Genomic DNA, 25672 nt, shown 5'->3' with positions numbered 1-25672 from the left:
CTTCCTTTCCAGACACGACAAGCTAATCAGTCCACCTTAACCACCTGCAACTGCTCACCGCCTAGCAGAATCAAATATTTTTCAATCTGCGAAATGCCATAAGAACGGTTGAGAGCTTGAGCATATAAGTCTAGCTGGCTTCGATAGCGAGCAATCAGCTCAGACGAATCCTTGTATTTATCCGTCTTGTAGTCAAAGAGAATTATCCGGTCTTCAAATAGCAGGTAACCATCCAAAATCCCCCGCAAAACAAATTCCTGACCACTGATTTCGTCCCTCTTGAGCATGGCAAAAGGTGCTTCTCGACGAACTCTGTCACTGTTCTCAATCAAGAGTCGTCCCAAATCCGTCTCGAAGAAAGATGAAATCTTAGGCAGCTGAATCTGCTTTTTAACCGCTTCATCGGCCTGAACCTGAGCTAAAGCAGAACGAAGTACAGCCATGCTGGGACTGCTATCCAAAGGAATCCGCTGCATGAGTTCATGAACAGCACTGCCGACTTGCGCTCCAGTCACTTTGGCTTTCTTGCCAAAATCAGGCAAGTCAAAGTTAGGCTGAGGCCGAAAAGCTGCTCGCTCATCCATGATATCCAGGCCATCCGTATCCATGATCGGCTCATAAAACTTCTTAATCTGGCTTGGAGTTCGCACACTAGGCAGCTCAATGGCAGAGCGATACTGGCTATTCAGTCGATCCACACTTTCTAAAATATCCAGAGCCCGACGGATATCGTCCGACTGCCGATTATCCGCCAAATCATCCGCTGGAAAGAGCACAGGTTCATTAATTCGCCCTATCTCTTCAGCAGTTAGCTCCTCATCAGTGACAAAACGAGTCTCGTAGGCAAGATTCTCATCAGAAAAAACAGCCTGAATGGCATAGAGCCAGTCTTGGAAATTGTTGAGTTGGCTGCGCAGACCGGCAGACAAACGCCCTTGCTGGCTCTTGCCCCACTGACGCTTATCCAAGGCCTCTTGACTGCCCTTGCCGACCAGATAAAGCTTGGTTTCAGCCCGCGTCATAGCCACATAAAGCAAGCGCATCTGCTCAGACAGACTAGCCAACTGCAGCTCCGCTAGATTCTGCTGATAAGGCAGCGTATCCATGGAAATGCGCAGCTGATTCGGCGCATAGGGGTCTTCCACAGACACTGATACATCCGCTACATACTTGATGCCGATTCCCTTGGCTCGGCTAAGGATAATAGCAGAGCTGCTATCCTGACGATTGAAGGCCTTGTCCATATTGAGCAGGAAGACATATTTGAACTCCAGCCCCTTACTCTTGTGAATGGTCATGAGACGAACGGCGTCCTTAGGCGCCGCCACTGGCACACTGGCCAGATCATGCTGATTTTCCAAGATACGGTCAATCATCCCGATAAAGCGAGACAGGCCTTTAAAGCTAGACTTTTCATACTCGTTGGCCCGCAAAGAGAGGGCATAGAGATTGGCCTGTCTCTGGGCACCATTGGCCAGAGTCCCCACCATGTCATAGTAGAAACGGTCCTGGTAAATCTTCCAAATCAAATCATACAGGGAGTGCGTCTTGGAATAGGTCCGCCAGCCTTGCAGGGTCTCATGGAAATGCTGCAGCTTTTTCTGCAGTTCCTGGGTGACTAAAGCTGTTTGCAAACCTCTTCCTTGGAGAGCATTGACCAATTTTTCATAGAGATTTTCCTGAGAATGCTCTTGACTGGCCTGCAGGGACAGCCGAGCCAGCTCGTCCTCACCAAAGTCAAACATGGGAGACTTGAGAAGGGCAGTCAGGGCATAGTCATTCAGCGGATTATTGATGGTCCGAAGGGTATCCAGCATAACCAAAACCTCCACTGACTGCAGATAGTTTGCGGCGTCATCATCTGGTACCAGCGGAATCTGGTGCTGCTCAAAGGCAGCTAAAATCAAATCATTGCGGGTTCTGGAAGCCGTCAGCAGCGTAATATCTTTAAAAGCCACTCCTTCTTCATTGTGCAGGCGGATGATTTCCTTGATGACTAGGTCCACTTCTCCAGCTGATACTGCCTGTGGCAAGCCTTCATCAGCCTCCTCTTCCGGACTCTCCATGGAGCCTTCATAGATCAAGAAAGAAGCGCGATTAGCTGGATTAGGCTCGCGTTTGGCAGGATTTCCAGCCACCAGATAGTGGGTTTCATTGTAGTCAATTTCCCCAACTTCTTCATCCATCAGGCGTTTGAAAACATCATTGGTCGCTTCCAGTACCTCAAGATGACTACGGAAATTTTCCTTGAGGACAATCAGCTTGCCCTGACTGCTATCCTCCTGATAGGCTTTAAACTTATCACTGAAAATCTGCGGATCCGCTTGACGGAAACGGTAGATAGACTGCTTGATATCGCCCACCATAAAGCGATTTTGCCCTCTGGAAAGCAAGTCCAGCATGCACTCCTGCGTGTGGTTGGTATCCTGATACTCATCCACCATGACCTCGTGGTAGCGTTCTTGATAAAAGCGACGTACCTCTGGGAATGTCTCTAAAATCTCAATAGCAAAATGGCTGATATCACCAAATTCAAAGGCATTTTCTGCCTTCTTACGCTCCAAATAAGCCTGTGCAAAGTCCGCCACAAAATCCCGCAGAAGCTCAACCAGAGGCAGGCACTCATCCTGGTGCTGCTCGATAAAGTCCAGCTGATAAAGCTGCTGGTCAAAGCTTCGCAGCCGCTCAATCATAGGCTTCCTGGTCTCATTGTAGTCCTTGGCCATTTCTTTTTTGAGCTCGTCTGCATTCTTGCCAACCCGAGCTGTAAAGGCCTGGCCATTGGACAGTTGGGAAAGTGCTACAATCTGCTTGAGAACCTGAGCTGTTTCTTCTATCGAGGACAGTTCATTCAGGCCTGCTAAGATGGTCAGAGCATCTTGGACATTTTCCTGATATTTAGCACCTGAAAACTCTCTTCCTTCATGCTCCAGATGGACAGAAAAGAAGGTTTCCAGCTCCCAAAGGGCTGATTTGATTTGACAAAATATCCGCTCTCTCTCTGCTGCAAAGTCACTGTGCTCATAGCCATAGAGGAAGGTTTCCTCCAGCCAGCGCTGAGGACTGCTGGTTGATTGCAAAAAGTTGTAAATCCGATAAACTTGATCCCGGAAGCCTGATAAATCCTTGCGCTTACCAGTAAAGTTCTTTACCAAACGGCTAAACAAAGCCTGACGCTCGCTGTCATAGTAATGGTCAAACACTTGGCTGAAAACTTCATTTTGCAGAATCAGCTGCTCACTGGCAGACTGGAGAATCCGAAAATTCGGTGACAAACCAAGCAGGTAACCATAGCGACTCAGTACTTTCTGGGTAAAGGCGTCCATAGTGCCGATGTCAGCATTGGGCAGATCAGCTAATTGCTGGGCCAAATGTTGCTTGAGTTCAGGACTCTCGGCCTCTTTCAAGGCCTGCCCCAGTTCTTTCTCCAGCCTCTCTTTGAGCTCTCCTGCCGCCTTGACGGTGAAGGTCGAAATAAAGAGCTGGCTGACAGCAACACCTCTAAGAATCTGGTCAATAATCCGCTGGACCATGACAAAAGTCTTACCCGAGCCGGCCGAAGCGGAGACCAGAATATTCTGGCCAGAGGAGTAGATAGCCTCAATCTGCTCTGCCGTCTTTTTCTGTGTCTTGTCCGAAGCAGCTTCTTGGGCTTGCTTAAGAGCAATTTCTTCTGCAGTTAAAAAAGGAATTCTCTTCATTTTTCCATCTCCTCCCTCATCTTTTCTAGCCAGGCCTGGCGTAACTTCTCACCAGTCGGCCGCCTATCAAACTTGCTTGCATCCAGCTTTTCTAACTGGCGTGCCTGTCCTAGATGGAGATTGGCTTCAAAGCCCGTAATGGCCTTAAACTGCTCTACATAAGGAGCAATGCTGCGCCCATTCTCTGTATAAGGATTGACTGCAAAATGGCCTGATAGAATGCCTTCCGCAGCTTTTTTATAGAGATAAGCATTGTAGGCCAGCAGCAAGTCCAAATCTTCCTGACTCAGCAAGTTGGTCTTATTTTTTTCATAGAGCGGGCCAAGCTCCTTGACAGCATCAGCCACAAAAAGCCCCTTGTACTGCAATGGCTTCATAGACTGATTGACTGCATCAGCCAAGGTCTTGGTATCTTTAAGCGCCACAATCGGATCAGTCATCTGCAAATACGTGGCACCAAATGTTCCCTTATCCTCTTGATAGTCTGCTAACTCTTCAATCGCTGCCAGATAGGTCGGCAGCTGAGAATTAAGCCCATTAAAGAACTTTTCAAAGCTGAACTTAATATCGCTAGACTTATAGTCCACCACTCCCAAACTCTCGGTCTTAGTCAGACGGTCAATCCGGTCCACCTTACCGCTCACGGTCACTGCTCTACCATTTTCCAAGGTCAAGAAAGGCGTAGAAGCTGAGCCAAAGCCAGTCTCCTCGCCAATAGTCTCAATCCCGCTTGGATGAGCCAGCACACGGCCGGTTGCCCGCGCTGTATCTAGCAAGAGCTGGCGCGCAAAACGGGTCTGACCTGACTCACTGTAGATACTCTCAAACTCGGTCTCTCGGCTGGTCTCTTCCATAGCCTGCGCTAAACGCTGGTCAAAATCAGCCGACGAATCATCCTGCAGGACCTTTTCAAAGATCCGATGGAGGAAAATCCCATGACTGCGAGCATCGGGATGAATAGTCCACTCTTCCTGCAGGCGTAGAACATACTTGAGAAAATAAGCATACTGATGCCGGAAATATTCATTGAGAGCAGAGGCTGAAAGTCGGAGGGGCTGCTCCTGAGGGTAGAGGACTTGCAAAGTTTCCGACTGCAGAGTCTCCGTTTTCAGTTCCTTGCTGATTTGCGGAATGCTGATGCTTTCTGCTGCCAATTTCTTGCGGAGAACCCGCACAGCCACCGCCCAAAAAGTCTGCTCCTCTGCTGTCCACTCTCGGTCAATCTCCTCTTGGTGGAGCTCGATGATTTGAGAAAGCAAAGCTCGGTAGCTGCCAATATCGTCACTAGAAGCCTGAGGCTTTTTGACAATGATGGGCAAGGAAAGTGGAGCCGCAGTCAATTCCAGCAGATAGGTCGACATGCTGTCCTCTACTTCATTGACCAAGGCTGGCGCAGACAAGACCAGCTCTTTGGTAGCAGAATTCATCAGCGACAGAGCCGTATAGCGATTCTTCTTGAGATTTTCTGAGCTAGCAATCTGGAGTTCCGCCTGAGAATCCGTCGCTTCATTAAGTCGAGCCCGATCTTCATCACTAAGCAAACTCTTGTTTTGCGCGATTTTCGGGAAACGCTCTTGAGTCAGTCCAATTGCGTAGACGTAAGGAGCTACTAAAGGCTCTATCAGGTCATAAGACTGGACCTTGACCACATCTACTGTTGCCGGCACCGTCCGATAGTTGGACAAAAGCATACCCGACAGGACTAAAGCCAGAAAGTCGTCCAACTTGACCTTACTATCTGAAAAGACCTGAGCAAACTGCTCTAGAACATGACTGAAAGCCTTCCAGACTTCCTCATGACGCTCCTGCTCCTGCTGACTTGCTCCCTGTAGCAGAGCCGTCAAATTGTCCGACAAACGGGCCACTTGGACGAAATCCGTAAACTTAGCTAAGAGCCCCGACGCCGTCTGACTACGGGATTTGAAAAAGTCTTGCAGCGGAGTCATGACTCGGCGACGAATATGATTGAGACAGTCTAGGTCAAATTTCCCTTGGCTATTGGCCGTGAAATCCTTGGCTAGCTTGCCTGCCCCCTTAATGTCCGCAAAGCGCAGATATTGCTCAAAATGATCCAGCTCTTCTTGAGTCAAATCGCCATAGAGCCCCGTCTTTAAAAGATTGAGCAGGTCTTCCAGTTGGAAGTTATAGCGCTTGAGCCGCTCCAAGGACTCGACAAACTGAACCAGCGGATGCTGTGCCATTGACTCACTCCGCCCCAGATAGTAGGGAATCTGATATTGTTCAAAAATAGTCTTGAGCTGAAGCTGGTAGGCTTCCACATCCCCCAAGAGCAGACGAATATCCTTATAGCGCACACCGTCATGAACCCGCTGCCGGATGGACTTGGCCACATACTCCAGCTCTTCTTTCTGGTTCATAGTAGCCCAAATCTGAAGCTGCGAGCGGTCTATCTCACTAACTTCAACAGCTGGCTCTGAAAAATCATAGCGACTCTCCAAAATCTTAGAAATCCGTCCAAAGGCATCTTCCGCTTCCGCATGAGGGATATAGTCAGGCTTGACCTGATAGTCCTCGGCCAGCTTTCTCAAAAAATCCACGCTGGCCTGATAGAGATTGCCCTCACGAAAGGCTGCTCGATAGGCTTTTTGGCTGGCATAGGTCCCGATGACAATCTCCACACCTTTTCGATGCAGGAGACTGACCAGGTATTCCTCTTCGGCAGAAAAACGAGTAAATCCATCAATGACCAGGGCCAAATTCTCCAACTCCTCATCCGTATCACCAGCCAGAATATGCTGGGCAAAAGCAGCAGTCTGAGAAGACGAATCAAAATCCCCCTTATTCAGAGCAGCAGTCACCGCTGTAAAAATCTTGACCAAATCCTCCCGCTTCTCAAGCTCCTCGAGAAATTCCAGATCCGCAAAGGACATCTGGGCTGTCTGCAATTCATGGTAAAGATCCATCAGCTGCTGGATAAACTGGGGATCTTTCTTAATCCTGCCATAGACCTTAAGATCTCCATCATCTAACTCTGTTAAGGTCCGATAAATCAGCATTCCTAGACCAATATCGTCCAAACTCTGCCCTTGCCGAACATCATTGAGGACAAAATACCGAGCCATCTGGGCAAAGCGCGTCACTGTAATGGCAAAAGAAGCCTTGTTCTTCAGGCACTCCAAAACCGCCCGCTCCTTCTCAAAAGATAGCGAATTTGGCGCAATATAAAAGACTCGCTTACCAGCCGCCACCAAGATCTCAGCCTCAGCCACCAAGACCTTGGTCAAAGAATGGCGAATATCTGTATAAAGTAATTTCATAGCCTGCCTTTTCCTCTAGAAAATATAGGAACATTATACCATTTTTACCGATAATTCTCATGGAGAATAGCCCCAAAGCCCAATTAGAACCCATCGTCCAAAGATAGCCGTAGTAAATAGTCTCATCATGCTAAGAAACAAACGAAAAAGCCACTGCTTCCAGTGACTTCCTAAGGCTCTCACTTCTTTCAAAGTAAGAACTCATTTAATCTTATGCTTATTCATCTTTTCTTCAAAAATGCTTATCATAATCACGCGCAATTCTTCTGTTTCCTTGTCAGGAAGTTCGCCTTGCTGCTTGGCTACAGCGTACAACTCAGGATATTGCTTAGCAACTCGCTCAACGGTCTTGGTCGTCGCATGCCCTCTCACGAAGAAAGGAATCCTCTTAATCCATTCTTTAGGCACAAGTGCCAGAATCTTTTTGGCAGCTTCCTTATCGGAAATTTCCGCGGTGCTGAGCCCTTGATTAATCTGCTCCTGTTCCTTTTCTGTAAAATCTTTTAATTCCATACGCTAAATCTCCCAGTTCTATTTTCTTAATACTAACTGAAGCACACTACTTACCCTCTACCCACTTATCATTGTCCATGATAAAGGGCTTGGCCAAACCTTCCCCTGTATAGTCCTTATATTTGGTCTGCAGATACTTATAGCAGTCTTCTTTGCTGGCAAATTTGATTGCCTGATAAGGCTCTTCAAATGTCAGCTTTTCGATAAATAAGTAGCCATCTTTATCTGGAACCAAGACGCCGACATGCCCTACAAAGAGAGAGTCGCCATCAAGATTGTCGTGGACTATGACAGAAAGCATCCTCGCCTTTTCGCTAAACTTGAACTGTTTGAAGTATTCCTCCATTTTCTTAGCATGGACTTTTACATCTTGAGTCGCTTCAGTCTTGACTCTTGAAAACAGAATATTAAAATCTTCCTTATCTTTTGCATCAAAGAGCTTGCCCTTGTCAATCGAATCATTATCTATGAACAAAAGTTCGTCATCTTTTTCTATTTGAGGGATGTCGATGCTATTTTTCAGCAAAGTATAAGTATTAATCCGACAATTTGTTCCGATAAAATCGCCCTTTTTTGCCTGCCATAGAGGATTGATTTTTTCTACATCATATTCTGTTTTAGTAAACTTAGTGAAATCGCCCCTTAATCCAGTAGAGCCAACAAGTCCATTGTAGTCATTGACTAGATTGACAAAGTTATCGACACTATCTTTATCCAAATGAGCTGATAACAAACTCTTGACTTCTTCGACACTCTTTTTACTGTTTAGATTTGAATAAGTCGATGTAGTTTGACTTATTTGATTATTTTTCTGCGAACTAGTACAGGCCGCCAACCCAAAAGCTAAAGCTAGGCATGCGCAGGACATGATTATTTTGCTGTATTTTTTCATATTTTATTCTTCTCCACTACTCGTATTCAATTAACTATTTTAATTTACAATTTTTCTGATGAGCCTTCAATTTTTTCATGGCCCAGTCATAATGGCTGGAGGTGGCACTTACAAAATAGGAACCTAGTACAGTCCCTCCGACCCATTTATATACGTCTTTTGAAAATAATTCTTCATTTGTAAATGTGTCGGCTAAGTCCAAAACATCTTGATGGGACTGACGAAATATCTCAGTTGCCTCCTTTAGAGAAGTCTTTTGATGCTTCTTCCAAAATTCCAGATTCAACTCTCCATAAGTCTTCCAGTTATAGGGCGCAGGAAGAAAGGGCTGCTCTTGACCCTTTTGATTGAAATGCACCCAATTCAACAAGAGCTGATGCCATTCATAGAGGTGAATCAAAACATCTCTTACATTTTTATCTCGCCTCCAATGGGCCTCTTTCTTCTTTTCATCCCGAGAAAAATCAAAAGGCGTATTTAACTCTTGATCAGACAATTTGGAAATGAGAGTTTGCAGCTTCTCATAGTTTTCCTTAGCAGCCAGCATCAAATCTTCTTTAGTTTTCGGTCTAGGCATAAGATTGCACCTCTTGCATAGTTAAAGCTTAATCGTTATCATTACGAAACGAATGTTCAGAAACCCATTTTGAGTAACTTTTTAAATTTTGCTCCGATAGTGATTCAACCGCTATTCTTACACACATTTCAACCGCTTCTTCAAGCGTAACAGAAAAATGATAACCGTTTAATCGTAAAAATTTTACTAAAACATAAAAAGCCGTTCGTTTATTAGCACTAGCAAAAACATGCTTTTTTATCAATTGAACAAATAAAATTGTTGCCTTATCAAAAATCGATGGATAAAGAGGTTTCCCAAAAACAAATTGTTCAGGTAAGTTCACAATCATATTTAGTGCTGATGGACTAATCGTCTTGATTCGTTCTTTCGGAGAATAGCGCTGAATAACTAAAGTATTAATCTTTTCAATTTGCATTTCTGTTAAATAGACTGTCATTTTTCCACCAAAGCTTTAAAAATATCATCGTATTCATCAAAAATATTATCTAAATCCAATTCAAAAGATTCGTCAGAAATATAAGTAACCTGATTTTCAGTCTTTTCCGGAGTAAAGACAATTTCGCCACTCGGTAACAATTTAGCATCGTAATGCACGCCACTCGGAATATTAAATTCACTTGGAATCGTTATTGTTATAGAATTCCCTTGTTTTCTAGTTTTTACTGCCATCTTGCTTCCTCCTTAGGGATATTATAACAGATAATTACAGTAATTACAAAATAGAATAATCTTTCGACTTCTCTTATCTTATTTAGAATACATCATAGGATTAAGATATTCGCTAAACACATCTCAAATGCAAGACTCATCACAATAAACTACAAATCCCTTTGGTAAGATGACAAGTTGTTGGTCATCAGTTTGGCAATGACTCACTAAATCAGCTGAATCTCTGTCTAACAGATAATTCTCATTCGACTGATTAAAAATGGCTCGGATTACTTGACGATCATGTTGCCATTCTAAAGCCAGTACATCAGGTTCGATTTCTTCTAGACTATATTTCCCATGCTGAATAATGTCCGCAACATCCTTGCGAAGCTGAATCAAGTTCTTCATAAAATTGAGCATGTCATTGCTACTAGACACTCGTTCCCAAGGCATGACCCTTCTACAATCCGGGTCCATACCTCCGCCCAATTCTAGCTCGGTCCCATAATAGATACAAGGTGTCCCTCTTTGTAAAAAGAGAAAGGCGAGTGCGGATTTGACAAGCTGGATATCTCCTTGAGCTGTTGTCAAGATGCGCTCCGTATCGTGCGAATCCAAGAGATTGAACATGACCTCAGAAATCTGCTGCTTGTAATACATGGACTGGCAGTTGATCTCAGCTATGAATTGACTGGTCTTCTTGCGCCTACTCAAAAAGTAGTCCTTGATACTATCGGATAGAGGATAATTCATGACAGCGTGAAACTCATCACCATTTAGCCAAGGCTGAGAGGTATGCCAAACTTCTCCAAGAATATAAAGGTCAGGCTTTTTGGCCAAAACAGCCTTACGAAAATCTCGCCAAAATTGATGATCAACCTCATTGGCCACATCCAGTCGCCAAGCATCAATATCAAAATGTTCAATCCAATAGGTCGCTACGCTTAAGAGATAGTCTTTCACATCAGGATTTGCCGTATTGAACTTAGGCATATAGCTGGCAAAGGCAAAGGTATGATAAGGCAGTTCTTTGGGATTCACAAGCTTGTCATTCGTCACTGGGAACTCCTGAATGTGGAACCAGTCTTTGTAAGCTGACTTTTCACCATGTTTGAGAACATCCTGCCATTGAGCGGATTGATCGCCAATATGATTGAAAACCGCATCCAGCATAAACTTCATGCCACGTTGATGGGCTTGCTCCACCAGTTGACGGAAGGTTTCCTTGTCTCCAAAGTGTCGATCAATTTCAAAGTAATCTGTCGTATTGTACTTGTGATTGCTTGGCGATTCAAAGATGGGACAAAGGTAAAGCCCTGTAATCCCTAGGTCTTGCAAATAATCCAGATGGTCAATAATCCCCTGTAAATCCCCACCAAAGAAATCACTGCTTTTAGGTGTGATAGACGAATCCCAATCTAGAGCTCTCTCTGGTGAAAGTTCAACATTTCCATTGGCAAAACGTTCTGGGAAAATCTGATACCAGACCGTTTTTGAAACCCAGTCAGGAACCTGGCAGCCATCGATTTCGTGAATATAAGGGAGTTTAAAACCATTGCCTTCTAAAGCAAGGTTTTCTGGACTATTGTCAGCGAAACCTTTATCTCCATACAAGATGCTTTGACCTTCTTTATCCTTAAGCTCAAACAGATACTGGAGCCTAGCAAAGCGCACAGAAACAGCTACTTGCCAATAATCAAATAAGGCATCAGAGGTCACTTTGACCATCTCTTTCACATCTTCATAAGAATCCTCAAGAAAAATAAAGGGATCCCCATAGTGCAAAACGATTTTCTCTACATCATCTTTCTTAGTCCTAATTCTGATATGCACTTGACCTTCTTTATAAAGATAGGCATACTCCGACTCCGGTCTATGATAAATGGCTGTTAATTCCATACTTTTCATCTCCTAGATTTCTCTTTTTAAATTCATCGTAATTCTATGCAAACGATTCCATAGCTTAGCCCTAGTATACTATTTTAAAAAAAGGATTGCAAGCCATTGTTCAAGTTTGGGAATAAAAGGTATAGCAGAGAATATTAAAAAGAGACCAATCTATTACATTGCTTAACTAAATCTAAATCCTCTAATTTTACAACACCCAATTTTGGCTATTTTATATCTTTCATAAGAAAAATATATGACACAAATTGTTGCATAAAAATTCTTGAATTTAACAAAATATTTAGTAAAATATTATTCAAACATTGACATATACTTGAAAGGTGGATTATATGATTGGGAATTTCTTAAAACAAAAACGACTAGCTATGGGACTAACTCAAGACTTTGTAGCCAAACAACTCAATATAAGTAGGCAGGCAATCTCTAACTGGGAAAACGGATCTCGCGATATCAATATTAGAGATCTCATAGCCTATGCTAAAATCTTGGAAATTTCCTTCGAAGATTTGGAGGTCCATGTAAATCGCATAGATGGCAATAGTAATCAAGATACCCCAAAAGCATCTAGGCGTAGACTACCGACCCACTTTAATATGGAAATCTCTAAAACAAACCGTATTAGACCTACTAAGCATATAAAAATAGAAGGGGATAAAGTTGTTGGAGTACATATTCTGTTAACGAGTTTATTCTTTCACGGAAAACAACTTACAATTAACAACTGTCCCACTGCCCTAGATTTCCTTAATATTCTTTATGAGTTTGGAAATAATGAGTGGGTTGAGTCCACTACTAATAAAGATTCAATTAAACTGATACCTCAAAAAAATCCTTATGACATTACAACTCTAAACAGGATTAGTCGTGCCAGTATTGGAATCATATCGTCTCTAACATACAAATTTCACCAGCTTTTATTTACGTTCCCTGGAGGAGATAATTTTTGTTTTCGTCCTATTGACTTACACTTGGATATACTATCAATAATAGCAAATTATCAGTACGATAACATAGGTAAGCTATTCTATTCTGAAAAAAATGATTTTCTCAATAAAAATGTCTCTTTCAACTGTTATGCAAATGGTAGTAAGAGTGTAGGAGCTTTCTTTAATGCCATCAGCCTAGCTTATGTTTACCCAAATGAAATAACTATTAATGGAATTTCTCCAGATCCAACTATTTCTTATTTAGTTGATTTACTTAAGAAGTCTACTAATCGTAAAGTAAAATATCTAACACCAAATAAAATTAGCATCTCTAAAGTAGACACAATTGAAATATCAAGTGCTGAACTGACTCTTCCACCAGATATGAGCATGTTAGTTTCTTATGTTTTATTGTTCTGGGATTCTCTGAATGATATTATTTTTGACAATGTATCAATAAATGATATTCCAGAAAGTTATTTAAATCTTTTCTATAAATTAGGGCTCTCGGTTCAAGAAAACAACAACACGATTAGATTTACTAAGAAATCTGAAATTGATTACGAGTATTTCGAATTTTTACGTTTAGGTGGTGCACCATTTATCACTACTGATTTAGGCCCAATTATTTCTGAATTTCTGGCATCTTATAATGTTCCGTCCATTATATTTGACGAAGTATTTATAAATAGATTTAGTCATGTATCTGAACTAAAAAAATTAGGCATCAACCTTAAAGTATTAGATAATGGAGCTTTAAAAACTCTCCCTCGAACTAACCTGCCATTAGAAAAAACTAATAAATTTGACCTCAAAGATATTCGTGCAGGAATGGCTATTCTTATGGGGATTAATCAAACCAATATTAGTTCAGCAACTTTATACAACTTTGATCAAGTCCTTCGGGGCTTTGGTAATATTAATGATGTATTGAAAGAATTAGGGTACGAAGGAGTTCTTCATGGAAAAGCTTAATTTTTATTCAGAGAAAAAATCAGAACTGTTTTTAAAGTCTACATTCAAAAGCATATGTTTTCTAGGTGCCTGTACCGCTCATAATTTAGCATCCGGAATTGAGTATTTTTCGAATTACAATATTACAACATATGCCCCCTACCAAACTATATTCAATGCTCCATCCCTCTTAAAAGATTTAGAAATTGTGAGTCATAGTTTAAAACATAAGGTAATTATTGATAGTCAACTAAAATTGTTCACTGATGAAATTAGATTTTGGAATACTTCTAATAATGTCAATGAAGTTATTGAAAAAAATAAACAAATTGACGAAGAGGTTGTTAAAAACATAGTGAACAGTGATTTAGTTGTAGTTTCCTTGGGATCTGTGGAAATGTGGAAAAAGTCAAACCGAGTTCTAAATAAACTTCCAAAAGATCAGTTTTATAATACTGAAATAGTAAACGTATATTTAACAGCAGAAGATCTTGTATCTATTGCACAGGACATAATTAAATGTATTCATTCTATCAATCCGTCTTCATCAATTCAATTTTCTATCCCCTATGTTCTCCTAAAAGCATCAGAAAAGTTTTCTAATCTGCACCTAGCTACCACAGAAAACTATAGAATAATGAAAAATGCTATTATGGAACTTGGTACAGAATACTATTTCCCAGAATACGAACTCTTTAAATTCTATATTGAAAAAAATAAAATTAACTTTCAACAAGATAAACGACACCCTTCTGTTGAGTTAATTGCGGACGTTTCAAAGCATATTGTCCGTGAAATTGATAAAAGTTTATTGAGTAAAACACCTAGCGAAAGATTTTCAATCAATAAAGTCAACACAAGAGGAAAGATCTATGGAAAAGATTACTTATAAAGATGAATTGTTAGTTGCTTTTAATGCCCAGGTACTTCCTGAATCGGATCTAATCAGAGGCGACAAGAATTTGTTTACTTTTTCACCAATTCAAGATGAACTGGATAAATTCAAGCAAGAAATTAAGGGGATTTATTATAAAGAGCAAACTTGCTTTAGGCAAGTATATCCAGCAAATTTAATCAATCCCCTTTCCACTCCTTGTCAACCTTTAATCAGTATTTTCTCATTTCAAGAAACAAATTTTACAAAAATTATCAATACATTTATTACTACTTTCCTCGGTAAGTATATCAATAAAAATGATATCTATGTCATCATCCCTGATATTCCAGATATTCGACAACAGTTTTCTACAATAACGGATAATATAATACCGATTGAAAAACAAAGACTGCATTGTAATATACCATTGAACGGTGAGCATTTTTATATTAAAATTTGTGTGAAATACTATGATGGTTTAGTAACTTTGATGAACTTTGTATTAGTTAATTATCTCCAAGGAAATAGTTCACAACTAGATAGCGTCTTCTTTCCATTGCGGTTAGATATGGTTAAAGAGAATGTAAAATCTATTTACGAAAGCAGTAACTATCACAAGTATTACAAAAAAATATTTGAAATTGTACAGAATCATGAATTAACACATTTTTATGTAAGTCAGTTTGATGCTCTTTCTACATTGATGGATAAAATAGGAAAATCAAGTAGCCATAAACATGGATACGTTCTAAAAAAATTAGCAAGAGAAATTTTTCTTGAGTCTGATTGCAACGATATTCCTTTGAGTACCCTTCTTGAAATATATCCTCAATTGAAAGATGAACTCACAAAAATGTATTCAGATTATTCATCAAATATTAACAGAGCAATGAATAAAATTCAAAAGAGTAAGGTTGAAATATCAGCAAAATATGCCTATGAAACACTAGGGCTTCCTTATAAGCTTTACCAATCTAAAATTGATAATAGTTATAAGATTCCTGAGTTACCAAGTAATTTTGCCTACTATAGAGAAGCATCAAAAAACATCCATCAAAACCCAATAGAAAGTTATAAATAATGAAAAATATTCTAATTCTACACCCGTACCGAGAAAATTATACGGAAATTTATAAATGGCTTCCTTCGACTCATCAATTCACAATTCTCACTGATGAGTCGAAACTAAGCTCATTTGAACAATCTCGCCTAGCTAATGTAAGTATAATCTCTACGACTGATTATCAGAATAATTGTAAATCAAAAGCTCGAGAAGTATTACAGTTAGAAAAATTTGATGCTATTGTAGCGCTTGATGAGTTTGATATTACCACTGCTGCTGAGCTAAGAGAAGAATTCAACATTGAGGGACAATCTGTAGCTGAAGCTGAGGTGTTTCGTGATAAAAATTTAATGACGAAAAGAGTAAAAGAACTTGGATACACTGTTCCAGGAACTCAAAAAATTTCTACTTTTGCAGAATTACAAGATTTTTATAATGTTCACAAAAACATCATCCTTAAACCTCTTAGTGGAGCTGGATCGGTCGACACTTTTCATATAAAATCTAAATCTGAACTCGAACTAGCTGCCAACATTGCTCTTAAAAATGGAGAGGAAGTGCTAGTTCAGGAATACATCAATAGCAATATTTATCACATTGATGGCTTTCTTGACAATGGAAAGGTAGTATATTGTGAACCTTCTCTATACATCTACAATCCTTTATTAATTAAAGAGGGGATCTCTGCTGCAGCTGTATCACTAGACCATGATTCATTAGATTACACTAGACTAGTAGAGTATGCTTCTACATTAGCTAGTCAGCTATACCCCGGCGGGACTTTTCTATTTCATTTAGAAGTATTCTACAACTCAAAGGAAATTACTTTTTTAGAAATTGCTTGTCGAATGGGAGGAGCAAGAATCAGACAAAACATTGAGTTGAAATTGACACATAATCCTCTCCAACTATTAGTTTACGGTATCTGTGGTGAGCAGCTTCCCACACTACCAACAGAATTTCCTGTAACTGGGTGGCTTCTGACTGCAAAAAGGAAGGGTGTAATCACTCAGCTCCCAACTCTCACTGATGAGTTGAAACGTAAGTATTCTATTTTTGATTATATTGAGTATACAAAAGTAGGAAACACAGTAAATGACGCATTTCATAGTGCTGATGCAATAATCGGAATTTCAGTTAGTGGAAAGGATTTTGTCACTACAAAAAACACTCTTTTAAATGCCGAAACATGGCTAATTAAAAATACGAGGTATGAATAATGAAATATTTTATCTACCGTTTTAATCCCTCTACCATAGGAATCAAGGCTGACAGTAATTTAAGTGTTATATGTCCTGAACGCTTAAAAGATAATTACTTAGAACTTAATTTTCCTTCAACTAATATTAGTACCATCAAAGACTTTGATTTACCAGAACTATTGCAGCTCTTTGAGAGTCGAAATGATATCAGCGACATCTTCACACTTGACGAAGGTCTCATGCACATCACAGGAATATTAAAATCTTTGTTTACTGACCATAATCAAGCTTGGAAGATCGCTTACGCTTATAAAGATAAAAAAATTATGCGGCAAACTCTAGCAGGGAAAATCAACCAGCCTGCTCTGCTAGATAATGATGATCAATTGCCAGACCAATTTATGATTAAACCACGCTGCGAAGCTTCGGGCAAAGATATTCATATTGTATCTGAAGTTCCTGATTATTATTCTACTAAAGATTATATTCTTGAGACTGTTGAATCATTTGATACGATGTTTACATGCGATGGGATTGCAGTCAATGGAAAAATCGAATACTTCTTCACTCATGAATACATTGGAAATATTTTAGATATTAAAAAAAATTATTTTAATATTATTAGAACGAATTCATTTTACAATAATGAGCAGTTCATTGAACGACTAAAGAATGAAACTCAATGTGTTCTAGATAATTTGGGTACAGAGGAAGTTCATCCATTCCATGCTGAATTTTTTTATCAAGCAGATACAGATCGACTAAGTTTCTGTGAGATTGGTAAAAGATTTGGTGGAGGTAATATACCTCTACTTGTTAAACAGGCTTTTAAATTTGATTTACTTGCTACATATTGGAAGTTAATAAATGGTAACTTAGAAAAAAATAATTATAATGAAAAACCGCAATTTATTGCTTTAACATTAGCAATATTCCAAAGCGGTCAAAAACAACTCCCTCCCACTCTCCCTATTACATTTGATTACTATAGAGAATATCCAGAAAAAGAATCTATATCTGCAACTTCTTTAGATGACTTAAGATTTCTAATCACATTTACTCTAAAATCTCAACAAGAATTCACTCATGTTTTTGAACTATTGAAGGGATACTTACATGAACAAAGAAAATAAGAATATTCTCCTTTTATTAATAAGGGGACAAACAACTCACTTCGGGAATATTATTTTTGATTATGCAAATAAGTTACTTATTGCTAATCTTGCTGTAAACTCTTCATTTTTTATGATGATTTATTTATCCAGTGAATCAGTTATTCAGTTATTTCTTAATTTATTTACTGGGCATTTTGCTGATTTCAATAATCGAAAACGTATACTTATCCTGACAGATCTAATTGCCGGAGCAGTAACTTTTCTGCTATTCCTATTTTATAATCCTGATAACATCTGGGCATTTGTGATTGTAAATATCATATTAGCAATTTTATTTAGCTTTAATCGTCCAACCTATAAAGCAATCGTTAGAGATTTATTATCTAGCGAAGGAATTCACAAATACAATTCAATATCTAAAATACTTGCAGAAGTTGTTGCCGTAAGTGCTCCTATCTTCTCCGTATTTGTAATTCAGGAATTCGGCTTCAAATATGGTATGCTCATTAATTCCATCTCATTCTTTATCTCCGCAATATGTGAGCACTACTTCCATATCCTAAAAGTAAATAAAGCCAATAATACTTCGTTTTTATCGGGAATAGCAGATGGTTTCAAATATGTGGTAAACGATAAAGCACTCCTCATTATTCTTGTTGCCAGTGCTGTATTAAACTTCCTAGACGCTATTTATTCATTTTACCTTCCATTCACATCCTCTTTTTCAGGATATAAAAATATATACGCCTACATACTTATAGCTCAATCTATAGGTAGTATAGGGGGAGCTTTAATAGCTGGAGTATATAAGAAAACACTAAAACCTGAACAATTTTTCCATCTTCTATTACCAGGTGCAGGAGCTTTATTTCTCATTGGATTTGCTAGTTCTTCACAATTGTTAGTGTTAGTTCTATTTGGAATTTTCACTTCTAGTGTAACTCTTTTCAATGTTAATTTGATGTCCCATCTTCAAATTACAGTTAATTCAGAATTTCTCGGAAGAGTTTTTAGTATTATTTTTACTATCAGTGGGATATTTGTTCCTTTCGGAAGTTTTGTAGCATCTGTGATTGATATGAAGAATTGGAATATTTTCCAATATATTGGTCTTGGTCAATTTGTTATTTATATACTTTGCCTAATAATTTTCATTCAAATTAAAAAGCCAAATACTTAATTCGTTGAATGAATGAAAACAAGAGCTGAGTTACCTTCAATTAAAACTTTCTTTATTTATGTTTGGTAATTACATCTCCATCACCAGTCTATGGAAATAAATTTTCTACACCTACTTCAAAAAATAGTATAAAAGCAACCACCTCAACTTAAGTGGTTGCTTTTATACTTACCCACTAAGACCAAAAAGCCACTGTTATCAGTGACTTCATAAAGCCTTTCGCTAAAAGATTCTCACTCCTTCACCAGCAGAGCTACACACTCAGCGGTTCGGACTTACCGTATCATTTCGTCGGTTTCCCTCCTCATTCTACGAGTCCTATCCCATGGGCGGAGCATCTACTTCTACTTCGCTGATGCCTCAGCTCGTACAAGCAGTGATACCGCCTCGACGTGTCTTGACTGTTATTCCCAATACTATGAAACGAAATGATATCCCTCTGAAGATTTGAATTAAACTATTAAACGTAAGTGTTAATTTCGCAGTCTGTTTAAAAATCTTTATGAGGCTCAAGCTGCCTTCAGAATAACAGTTCTTCCAATTCAAAATTTCGCATTTTTTTATGAACTACATAGATTTTTCTTGGCAAGTTATCTCTTGTAAGATAAAGTTTTTGATTTTCTCTAATCCCTTCATCAAGCTTCTCAAGTGCACCCTCAAAAGATTCCACTTTATAAAATAACAGTCTTTCATAGTGTTCTATACCATCATCATTAAATTCAGCAGTGTTATTGAGGAAGTCATATATTACTTTCTGTTTTTTGCCATCATCATATTCAAAAATAAAATTCTCACTGTAATGTTTGAATTCACGAATTTTCCTGCAAAGATTGTCAAATTCATCATAATCCAGGATTGCTAACTCATATTTTTTCTCTCCAGGAATTATGCAAGATCCTAAAAGAGCGAAATATAGATAAATAGCATTCTGTCGCGTTTTATCAACTAAATTCCAATCATTAAGATTATGCGTGTGGAAGAAACCGTTACGACATTCAATTCTAAAGCAACTAATCATATCAGCAATCAATTTTGCTTTATTAGGGTTTGAAAAAATATTCTTATTATTTCGTAAGAAGTGTTCGAATGTCCCAATTGAACTATCCATATATTCTTTCTGAAGACTAGTAAAGTCTATATATGGATATTGAGTAAATTTATAACCTTTACCACTTGTTTTTAGATTCTTAAAACCCTTACCAGTTGACTCATAGACTATGAGGTTCTTATCATATACCTTTTTTCGTAAATTATTTTTAATGGCTATCTTACAATTGTTATCAATGTTTATCATTACAATCTGATACAATAACTGTTCAATGGATTTCAAATATCCACTGATAACCGACGTATAATCAAAGTTCTTTTTTTCTTTTAGGGAATAATAAAGCCATTCTGATGTAATAAAACTCTCAGCATATTCATTAGCACCAACCATTGTCCTATACAGTTTACCTGCTACATAAGCTTTTTCCATATCTTCAAAATTATCATTAATAGTGTTATCATGTGAAATATATAAATAGTTTCGAACTAATTCATTGTTCACGTCAATAATCTGGTATCTGTAGTTTTTATAATCCCACTCAGCAAGAATCTTTTCCTCAAATAGCTTTAGGGAAGCAAGATTCATAGTAGAAAGAAAACTTATAGACTGATAACCTGTAATCTCTCTCGTAGCCTTTAAATAATCATCTATTGAAGCAATGAATGCTTTGTATTCTTCTTCTCCAAATTGGTTTTTATAAAAGTCATGAATGGATACTGCTCTTAATTTTAGTCCATCCTCCTCGTACTGTTTGTTCTCATGTGATATCCAGTCAACCGATCTATCAGAAACTTTCCAAGTTCTAAGTATTACAGCCCCATCAAGATTAAGTTCCTCGACAATTTTGTTAACATCTCCATAGTCGTAAAAATCGTTAAATCTAAACCCAATTTTTTTATTATTATAGTAGAGTATGAAGTTAAAAGGAGAATTTCCAGAATCCTCCATAGCTACCTCATATTCTATCATTACCCGATAAATTATATTAATCAATAACTGCTCGGTGGTTTTTTCTTGTCTGTCAACACAAAAACGATAAAAATAGTAATCATCATCCGCATATTGAAAAAGTTCTTCATTCCAGTTTGAATGTGAGCTCATCCACGCTTCTCTAAAACGTTTAAGTGATTTTATGAATCTTTCAGTTTCTTCTTTATAAATATTTCTACAATTAATTCTTTTCATTTTATTTCTCACTATTAAATATTTATCAAACTAAAAAGGCATATAATCATAAGATTATGTGCCCTTTTTAAGTATAGGAGTCAACAATTACTGTTAATAGAAACTGCGTACTCCTTACTAGCTTCAATCGCATGAATCGAAACTCTCTCAACTGCAGACTCATCAATTTTCATAGCGAAAATTATGCCAACTGCAGTTGCACCAAGGGCAACAACGAACTTCCAGTCAATCAAGACAGTCAAGTTCATAGCTCTCACCTCCTTTCTGGTTTTAAAACCAAGAATATATAGGTGGCTATTAGTTACCCTTGAAAACGTCCTAATTGGACAGTTTTAGTATACTGCTAAGATTATAATCTGTCAACAAATTTTTAAAGTATATTATCCCATAAATTGTTCGCTAAACAGAAAAAAAGTTGAAAATTAAATCAGATTTTCAGTAATAAACGCCTATAACCTATAAATAGAAAACATCTTATTTTCCAACCCACAAAAAGAGTGGCCTCTGCCACTCCTTTCTGAAATCTATGTCTCCACCGATCTCACCAGTTTTATAACCTTATCATAGCGCTCCAAGTCCTCATCGCTATAGTGATGAATCACTTCCACAAGTGCCTGTGGGAGAGAGAAGAGAAGCTGACTGATTTTCTCTTGATTCTTAAGGTCTAGATTGGCCTTGACCTCATCAGCCAGGATAAAGTGGCGATTGTGATAGAGAGCTCGAGCAATTTCTAGCCGCTGCTTCTCACCGCCTGACAGGGTTTGATTGTTGGATATTTTGCCTTGAAGAGCTTTCAATCCAGTTTGCTTCAGGATTTCCTCCATCCTCACAGAATCCAATTCTTGTCCCAAAGCGATATTTTCCTCTAGGCTCAAGCCATCAAAGACATGACTGGACTGGAGAATGTAGGCACCTGCCTGATAGAGTTCATCCGAGCTTAGCTCTTGTCCATGGTAACGAATCCGACCTTGACTAGGCTTGATTTCACCATAGATTAGGTTAAGTAAGGTTGTTTTCCCAGATCCGCTTTCTCCGATAATGGCAATCTTTTCCCCTTTCTCAATAGTAAGGTCACAAGGGGCTAGGATATCTTGACCATCACGTTCTACGCTGACTTGCTCTAGCTGGATAGGAAAGACGGAACTTTCAAGAACAGAAGGCATCGTCAACTCCTCTACCAGTAATTTTTGATATTTATCACAAAGAGACTTGGCTGATTTTCTAGTATTGATAAAGTAAGATAACTCCTGAAATTGGTAGCCGATATTGTGCGATACTAGGTAAATCCCAACAAAGCTGGCTGCTGAAAGGTAGTTATAATAGGTCATGAAACCACCAATGACAATCGGCGCGACCGAGCAAAAAGCATCAATCCCATTGATAAAGAGACTGTTTAAAGTCCGTTGCTTTTCATAGGCGACTTCTTGCTCTAAAGCCTTGTGCAAATCTTTGGAAAACAGTTTGTAAAACATGCTTTGTCCCAGATAATGACGTATGGAACGAGCACCCGCAATCATATTAGTCACTTGAGAAACATAGCTTTGGTTAGACATGGACTTCTGCTCAGAAATCGCATCCAAGCGTTTGGAACCTATGCTACTACAAAGGACAGGTATCGAATAAAAAATGATAAAGAGCAAACCCAGATAAAAATTAGTCCAGAGAGCATAAGAGATAGAGACGGTTGTAAATCCCAAAGAAGAAATGATAATGACAGTCGGCTCAATATAATTATCTTCTAGCTGTTTCACATCATTTTCCAGGTCGGACAAAACCTCTTCATCCGCTATCCGACGGCTATATAAGAAAGTCTGAAAGATAGCCTGCTTAATGCCCGACTTGAAGTCCGTCAGCACTCGTGCATAGTAGTAGCGTTTCCCCGCCAAACCTAGCAAGAGAATCAAATTCCCCACAATCCCCCAAATCAAGACCTGCCACAGCAAATGCAACTGGTGATTGGTAAAACTAGAGACAATATACTGAATCAAAGCTGGTGTAATGACAGCCTCCAGCCAAGTAATCATAATTGCCACAAAATAGAAGAATAAATACTTTTTAGTTACAAAAGATCTAAGCATAGCGTATAAACCTCCTGAAGTTATTTACCAACTTAGACGGTCGTTTTCTCTAGACGGGAATATAATAGGAGCCTGATTATTTGAATGAAACCATTAAACGTAAGCCTACTTTATAATTTTTCAGAGAAAGGCTTAAATAACTAGTTCTATACATATCAATTTACTTTTATTTTTTATTCAAAAACATATCCAACACATCTGCATAGCTAACAAAGGGAGCTGGAAATACTAGTCCAGAATAAAATAACATTATCGTATTAAATAAATTCAATAAGACGGATACTCGTTTAAAGCGTTCTGTTAACTTAATTGCCATGGTATATAAGACAAAAAATACAGCATAATTAAGTATTGACATCAAAATCAAATCCACTAAATGGAATGAGGGCATAAAAAATTTTCCATTAAAAAACATATGCGATAGAATGATTGAAGTCAAAAAAATGAGTGTCGACCAAATAAAATAAGTTGTTGATCTAGCAATATAAATCATCATTGGTGTCCGTCTAGTTGTTTTGATATTTGTATATTGATTAGTGCGAATTTCAAATTCCAACTCCTCATTAGCAAGCAATATCACATTAGTTATCGAATAATAAATAAAAAAATAGAGTAGATTTATCGGTTTATCACTATTGAAAATAATAATGATTCCTGTGATAAAAATCATGGAATAAATCACTTCGCAAATACTATCAAACGTGTATCGAACTCTATAATTGAAATATCTTCTTAATTCACTAAACATGGAAAAGGCTCCCTCTTTTTTTAGCAATGTTCAATAAAGTGAAAAATAGGAAAGTTCCAGCTGACCAATATACTGCACAATAGACTATAATAAAAAAGATACTCTGGTAGGACGGAGAAATAATAAAATTCCTCAAGGCATAGTAAGGGAAAAGCTTTCCTATAAAGCCAAATAAACCACCTAGCGGTGTTAGTATGCCAGTAAAATACAGCATGAAATAAGAAATTAACGATGTAATGCTAGAAGTACGATTAAAAATGAAGCAGAGGCTTGATAGGCAAAAGCCCAAACCATACATGCTAATAATAGTTAGCATACATGCAGCGAGGTTTCCAACTAACTTTAAAATACTATCCGGAAAATCAATATCATTTAACGTGGATAAAACGATAAATATAGGGATGGCTTTAACTAGATCCACCAATATCTGAACAATAATTTTAAACATTAAAACATGAAAAACACTCTTACTACTCTGGATTACACTAATCAAAGTTCTGTCATAAAGGTCATCCTCAATAAAAAAAGTTGGGTGCGTAATACTATGACTCGTAAAATACCAAGTAAATAACAAACATAACAATAAAAATTTACTTTGTGTATCTTTAAAATATTGAAGATAAGCTGAAACCATTATCAAAATTCCAAAATTTGAAAAAAATAAATTAAATTTAAACTGCATCATCTCTTGCAGCTGTCTCTTTAACTCCCTTCTTATTTCTTTAATCATCATTGATAACCTCATACAATATTTCTTCGATGCTTTCCTCAACTTCTTCAAAAAATATCATCTCAAAATTATTAAAGATATTATTTTTCACCTGACTATCTTTCACTTCAACAATCAATCTTTCATTTTCTACTTGATAAGATAAATCAGGAAACAATCTCTCAAAAGCATCTTTTTCAGAATCTGAAATACCAATTCTATATTTAATCCATCTGGTATTTTTCCCAAAAACTTCTGAGAAACTACCTTGCTGTATTATTTTCCCTCTACTCATGATACAAATTCTTGTTGATATTTCTTTTGCAAAATAGATATCATGAGTCGTCATGAGAACAATGGTTCCTTTTTCTTGGCTGAGAGTTAGTAACAATTTCGCAAACTGCTTTTTGGCAATGACATCCAGACCATTAGTTGGCTCATCTAAACACAATACTTTTGGCTTACAAAGCAATGCAATAATCAAAGACAATTTTTGTCTCGTTCCTTGTGACAATTCGGACACCAAGACATCAACATAGGGATGGAAAGCTAGTTTATTAAATAAATCCTCCAATTCATCCTTAACCTGACCACGCGAACTTTTATTCAAATGTAAAAAGTAATCAATATTTTGATTTGCCGTCAGATATTCATAGTAGCCTCTACCGCTTTCTAGTACGAGCTTGACATTGTTATGAATACCTTTCGAAGTATTCTTACTACCAAAAACAAATAAATCACCTGCGTCCTGTAACATTAAGCCAGAGATAATTTTTATGAAAGTTGATTTACCTGCACCATTGGTGCCCACTATAGAAACAATCTCTCCTGAATGCGATCCAAAGCTAGGAATGTCCAATACAACTTTACCACGAAAATTTTTCTTTAGATTGCGTACAATAATTTCATTCATACTCGCATTAACCTATTTCGATTACTGATACTTAGACTGCCAAAAATTTAAAAAGAAGGATTTTTGAATGACTTTCACTTGAATATTCCTAGTTTTTCACCAGCAAAGCTACACATTCACCGGTTCGGACTTACCGTATCATTTCGTCGGT

Annotated in this window: 21 protein-coding genes; 7 read left to right on the top strand and 14 right to left on the bottom strand. The window is 38.2% G+C overall.

Going from position 1 to position 25672, the window contains the following annotated elements; genetic code table 11:
* Nucleotides 1-26: 26 nt before the first annotated feature.
* The 8 genes from addA to K1I94_RS01715 all read right to left on the bottom strand — a co-directional run bounded on the left by addA (nt 27) and on the right by K1I94_RS01715 (nt 11514).
* Nucleotides 27-3701: a helicase-exonuclease AddAB subunit AddA gene (gene addA, locus K1I94_RS01750; RefSeq protein WP_223314208.1), complete on the bottom strand. Its 3675-nt coding sequence runs from the start codon at nt 3699-3701 to the stop codon at nt 27-29.
* Complete coding sequence (gene rexB, locus K1I94_RS01745; protein WP_223314207.1) at nt 3698-6979, bottom strand: ATP-dependent nuclease subunit B; 3282 nt, start codon at nt 6977-6979, stop codon at nt 3698-3700. The genes addA and rexB overlap by 4 nt, the downstream gene beginning before the upstream one ends.
* Nucleotides 6980-7180: 201 nt before the next feature.
* Nucleotides 7181-7492, bottom strand: a complete 312-nt coding sequence (locus K1I94_RS01740) for a hypothetical protein (RefSeq protein ID WP_223314206.1) — start codon at nt 7490-7492, stop codon at nt 7181-7183.
* A gap of 46 nt (nt 7493-7538) precedes the next feature.
* Nucleotides 7539-8384, bottom strand: a complete 846-nt coding sequence (locus K1I94_RS01735; protein WP_223314205.1) for a DUF4300 family protein — start codon at nt 8382-8384, stop codon at nt 7539-7541.
* A 34-nt stretch (nt 8385-8418) separates the two neighbouring features.
* The gene (locus tag K1I94_RS01730; RefSeq protein ID WP_223314204.1) at nt 8419-8961 is read right to left on the bottom strand and encodes a ClbS/DfsB family four-helix bundle protein; all 543 of its coding nucleotides are present in this window, start codon (nt 8959-8961) and stop codon (nt 8419-8421) included.
* Nucleotides 8962-8989: 28 nt separating this feature from the next.
* A complete protein-coding gene (locus tag K1I94_RS01725; protein WP_223314203.1) occupies nt 8990-9400 on the bottom strand; it encodes a type II toxin-antitoxin system death-on-curing family toxin in 411 nt (136 codons plus the stop codon).
* Entirely contained in the window at nt 9397-9633 is a 237-nt protein-coding gene (locus tag K1I94_RS01720; protein ID WP_002897305.1) for an AbrB/MazE/SpoVT family DNA-binding domain-containing protein, read from the bottom strand. Before K1I94_RS01720 ends, K1I94_RS01725 begins: the two co-directional genes overlap by 4 nt.
* Before the next feature lie 123 nt (nt 9634-9756).
* Nucleotides 9757-11514, bottom strand: a complete 1758-nt coding sequence (locus tag K1I94_RS01715; RefSeq protein WP_223314202.1) for a glycoside hydrolase family 13 protein — start codon at nt 11512-11514, stop codon at nt 9757-9759.
* Nucleotides 11515-11852: 338 nt separating this feature from the next.
* On the opposite strand from K1I94_RS01715, the gene K1I94_RS01710 reads away from it, so the two are divergent.
* The 7 genes from K1I94_RS01710 to K1I94_RS11350 all read left to right on the top strand — a co-directional run bounded on the left by K1I94_RS01710 (nt 11853) and on the right by K1I94_RS11350 (nt 19291).
* Complete coding sequence (locus K1I94_RS01710; RefSeq protein WP_124765557.1) at nt 11853-13424, top strand: helix-turn-helix domain-containing protein; 1572 nt, start codon at nt 11853-11855, stop codon at nt 13422-13424.
* Nucleotides 13411-14295, top strand: a complete 885-nt coding sequence (locus K1I94_RS01705) for a GSCFA domain-containing protein (RefSeq protein ID WP_004186388.1) — start codon at nt 13411-13413, stop codon at nt 14293-14295. Before K1I94_RS01710 ends, K1I94_RS01705 begins: the two co-directional genes overlap by 14 nt.
* Entirely contained in the window at nt 14276-15361 is a 1086-nt protein-coding gene (locus K1I94_RS01700) for a hypothetical protein (protein WP_004186387.1), read from the top strand. The genes K1I94_RS01705 and K1I94_RS01700 overlap by 20 nt, the downstream gene beginning before the upstream one ends.
* A complete protein-coding gene (locus tag K1I94_RS01695; protein ID WP_004186385.1) occupies nt 15361-16563 on the top strand; it encodes an ATP-grasp domain-containing protein in 1203 nt (400 codons plus the stop codon). The genes K1I94_RS01700 and K1I94_RS01695 overlap by 1 nt, the downstream gene beginning before the upstream one ends.
* Nucleotides 16563-17678, top strand: a complete 1116-nt coding sequence (locus K1I94_RS01690; protein ID WP_004186384.1) for a hypothetical protein — start codon at nt 16563-16565, stop codon at nt 17676-17678. Before K1I94_RS01695 ends, K1I94_RS01690 begins: the two co-directional genes overlap by 1 nt.
* Nucleotides 17662-18840 carry an MFS transporter gene (locus tag K1I94_RS01685; RefSeq protein ID WP_004186382.1) on the top strand — a complete coding sequence of 393 codons (1179 nt, stop codon included), beginning with the start codon at nt 17662-17664 and terminating at the stop codon, nt 18838-18840. The genes K1I94_RS01690 and K1I94_RS01685 overlap by 17 nt, the downstream gene beginning before the upstream one ends.
* 325 nt (nt 18841-19165) lie before the next feature.
* Nucleotides 19166-19291, top strand: coding sequence for a hypothetical protein (locus K1I94_RS11350; RefSeq protein WP_263281122.1), 126 nt, complete (start codon nt 19166-19168; stop codon nt 19289-19291).
* Nucleotides 19292-19360: 69 nt separating this feature from the next.
* Here the strand turns inward: K1I94_RS11350 and K1I94_RS01680 are convergent, their stop codons facing one another.
* From K1I94_RS01680 to K1I94_RS01655, 6 genes are all read right to left on the bottom strand, one after another.
* Nucleotides 19361-21073, bottom strand: a complete 1713-nt coding sequence (locus K1I94_RS01680) for a kinase (protein WP_223314201.1) — start codon at nt 21071-21073, stop codon at nt 19361-19363.
* A gap of 80 nt (nt 21074-21153) precedes the next feature.
* Nucleotides 21154-21321, bottom strand: coding sequence for a hypothetical protein (locus K1I94_RS01675; protein WP_002918774.1), 168 nt, complete (start codon nt 21319-21321; stop codon nt 21154-21156).
* 276 nt (nt 21322-21597) lie between these two features.
* Nucleotides 21598-23151: a streptosactin export ABC transporter GggC gene (gene gggC / locus K1I94_RS01670; protein ID WP_223314200.1), complete on the bottom strand. Its 1554-nt coding sequence runs from the start codon at nt 23149-23151 to the stop codon at nt 21598-21600.
* 166 nt (nt 23152-23317) lie between these two features.
* Nucleotides 23318-23899, bottom strand: coding sequence for a hypothetical protein (locus K1I94_RS01665; RefSeq protein ID WP_002906269.1), 582 nt, complete (start codon nt 23897-23899; stop codon nt 23318-23320).
* Nucleotides 23892-24632 carry an ABC transporter permease gene (locus K1I94_RS01660; RefSeq protein WP_002906268.1) on the bottom strand — a complete coding sequence of 247 codons (741 nt, stop codon included), beginning with the start codon at nt 24630-24632 and terminating at the stop codon, nt 23892-23894. Before K1I94_RS01660 ends, K1I94_RS01665 begins: the two co-directional genes overlap by 8 nt.
* Nucleotides 24622-25521 carry an ABC transporter ATP-binding protein gene (locus K1I94_RS01655; protein WP_002906266.1) on the bottom strand — a complete coding sequence of 300 codons (900 nt, stop codon included), beginning with the start codon at nt 25519-25521 and terminating at the stop codon, nt 24622-24624. Before K1I94_RS01655 ends, K1I94_RS01660 begins: the two co-directional genes overlap by 11 nt.
* Nucleotides 25522-25672 lie beyond the last annotated feature (151 nt).

Source organism: Streptococcus sanguinis (assembly GCF_019929145.1).
Classification (GTDB): domain Bacteria; phylum Bacillota; class Bacilli; order Lactobacillales; family Streptococcaceae; genus Streptococcus; species Streptococcus sanguinis_U.
This window is presented reverse-complemented; position numbering and strand designations above follow the sequence as displayed.

Coding starts and splice junctions, on each gene's coding strand:
- addA (WP_223314208.1), bottom strand. CDS start 3,701: ATGAAGAGAATTCCTTTTTTAACTGCAGAAGAAATTGCTCTTAAGCAA.
- rexB (WP_223314207.1), bottom strand. CDS start 6,979: ATGAAATTACTTTATACAGATATTCGCCATTCTTTGACCAAGGTCTTG.
- K1I94_RS01740 (WP_223314206.1), bottom strand. CDS start 7,492: ATGGAATTAAAAGATTTTACAGAAAAGGAACAGGAGCAGATTAATCAA.
- K1I94_RS01735 (WP_223314205.1), bottom strand. CDS start 8,384: ATGAAAAAATACAGCAAAATAATCATGTCCTGCGCATGCCTAGCTTTA.
- K1I94_RS01730 (WP_223314204.1), bottom strand. CDS start 8,961: ATGCCTAGACCGAAAACTAAAGAAGATTTGATGCTGGCTGCTAAGGAA.
- K1I94_RS01725 (WP_223314203.1), bottom strand. CDS start 9,400: ATGACAGTCTATTTAACAGAAATGCAAATTGAAAAGATTAATACTTTA.
- K1I94_RS01720 (WP_002897305.1), bottom strand. CDS start 9,633: ATGGCAGTAAAAACTAGAAAACAAGGGAATTCTATAACAATAACGATT.
- K1I94_RS01715 (WP_223314202.1), bottom strand. CDS start 11,514: ATGGAATTAACAGCCATTTATCATAGACCGGAGTCGGAGTATGCCTAT.
- K1I94_RS01710 (WP_124765557.1), top strand. CDS start 11,853: ATGATTGGGAATTTCTTAAAACAAAAACGACTAGCTATGGGACTAACT.
- K1I94_RS01705 (WP_004186388.1), top strand. CDS start 13,411: ATGGAAAAGCTTAATTTTTATTCAGAGAAAAAATCAGAACTGTTTTTA.
- K1I94_RS01700 (WP_004186387.1), top strand. CDS start 14,276: ATGGAAAAGATTACTTATAAAGATGAATTGTTAGTTGCTTTTAATGCC.
- K1I94_RS01695 (WP_004186385.1), top strand. CDS start 15,361: ATGAAAAATATTCTAATTCTACACCCGTACCGAGAAAATTATACGGAA.
- K1I94_RS01690 (WP_004186384.1), top strand. CDS start 16,563: ATGAAATATTTTATCTACCGTTTTAATCCCTCTACCATAGGAATCAAG.
- K1I94_RS01685 (WP_004186382.1), top strand. CDS start 17,662: ATGAACAAAGAAAATAAGAATATTCTCCTTTTATTAATAAGGGGACAA.
- K1I94_RS11350 (WP_263281122.1), top strand. CDS start 19,166: ATGGGCGGAGCATCTACTTCTACTTCGCTGATGCCTCAGCTCGTACAA.
- K1I94_RS01680 (WP_223314201.1), bottom strand. CDS start 21,073: ATGAAAAGAATTAATTGTAGAAATATTTATAAAGAAGAAACTGAAAGA.
- K1I94_RS01675 (WP_002918774.1), bottom strand. CDS start 21,321: ATGAACTTGACTGTCTTGATTGACTGGAAGTTCGTTGTTGCCCTTGGT.
- gggC (WP_223314200.1), bottom strand. CDS start 23,151: ATGCTTAGATCTTTTGTAACTAAAAAGTATTTATTCTTCTATTTTGTG.
- K1I94_RS01665 (WP_002906269.1), bottom strand. CDS start 23,899: ATGTTTAGTGAATTAAGAAGATATTTCAATTATAGAGTTCGATACACG.
- K1I94_RS01660 (WP_002906268.1), bottom strand. CDS start 24,632: ATGATGATTAAAGAAATAAGAAGGGAGTTAAAGAGACAGCTGCAAGAG.
- K1I94_RS01655 (WP_002906266.1), bottom strand. CDS start 25,521: ATGAATGAAATTATTGTACGCAATCTAAAGAAAAATTTTCGTGGTAAA.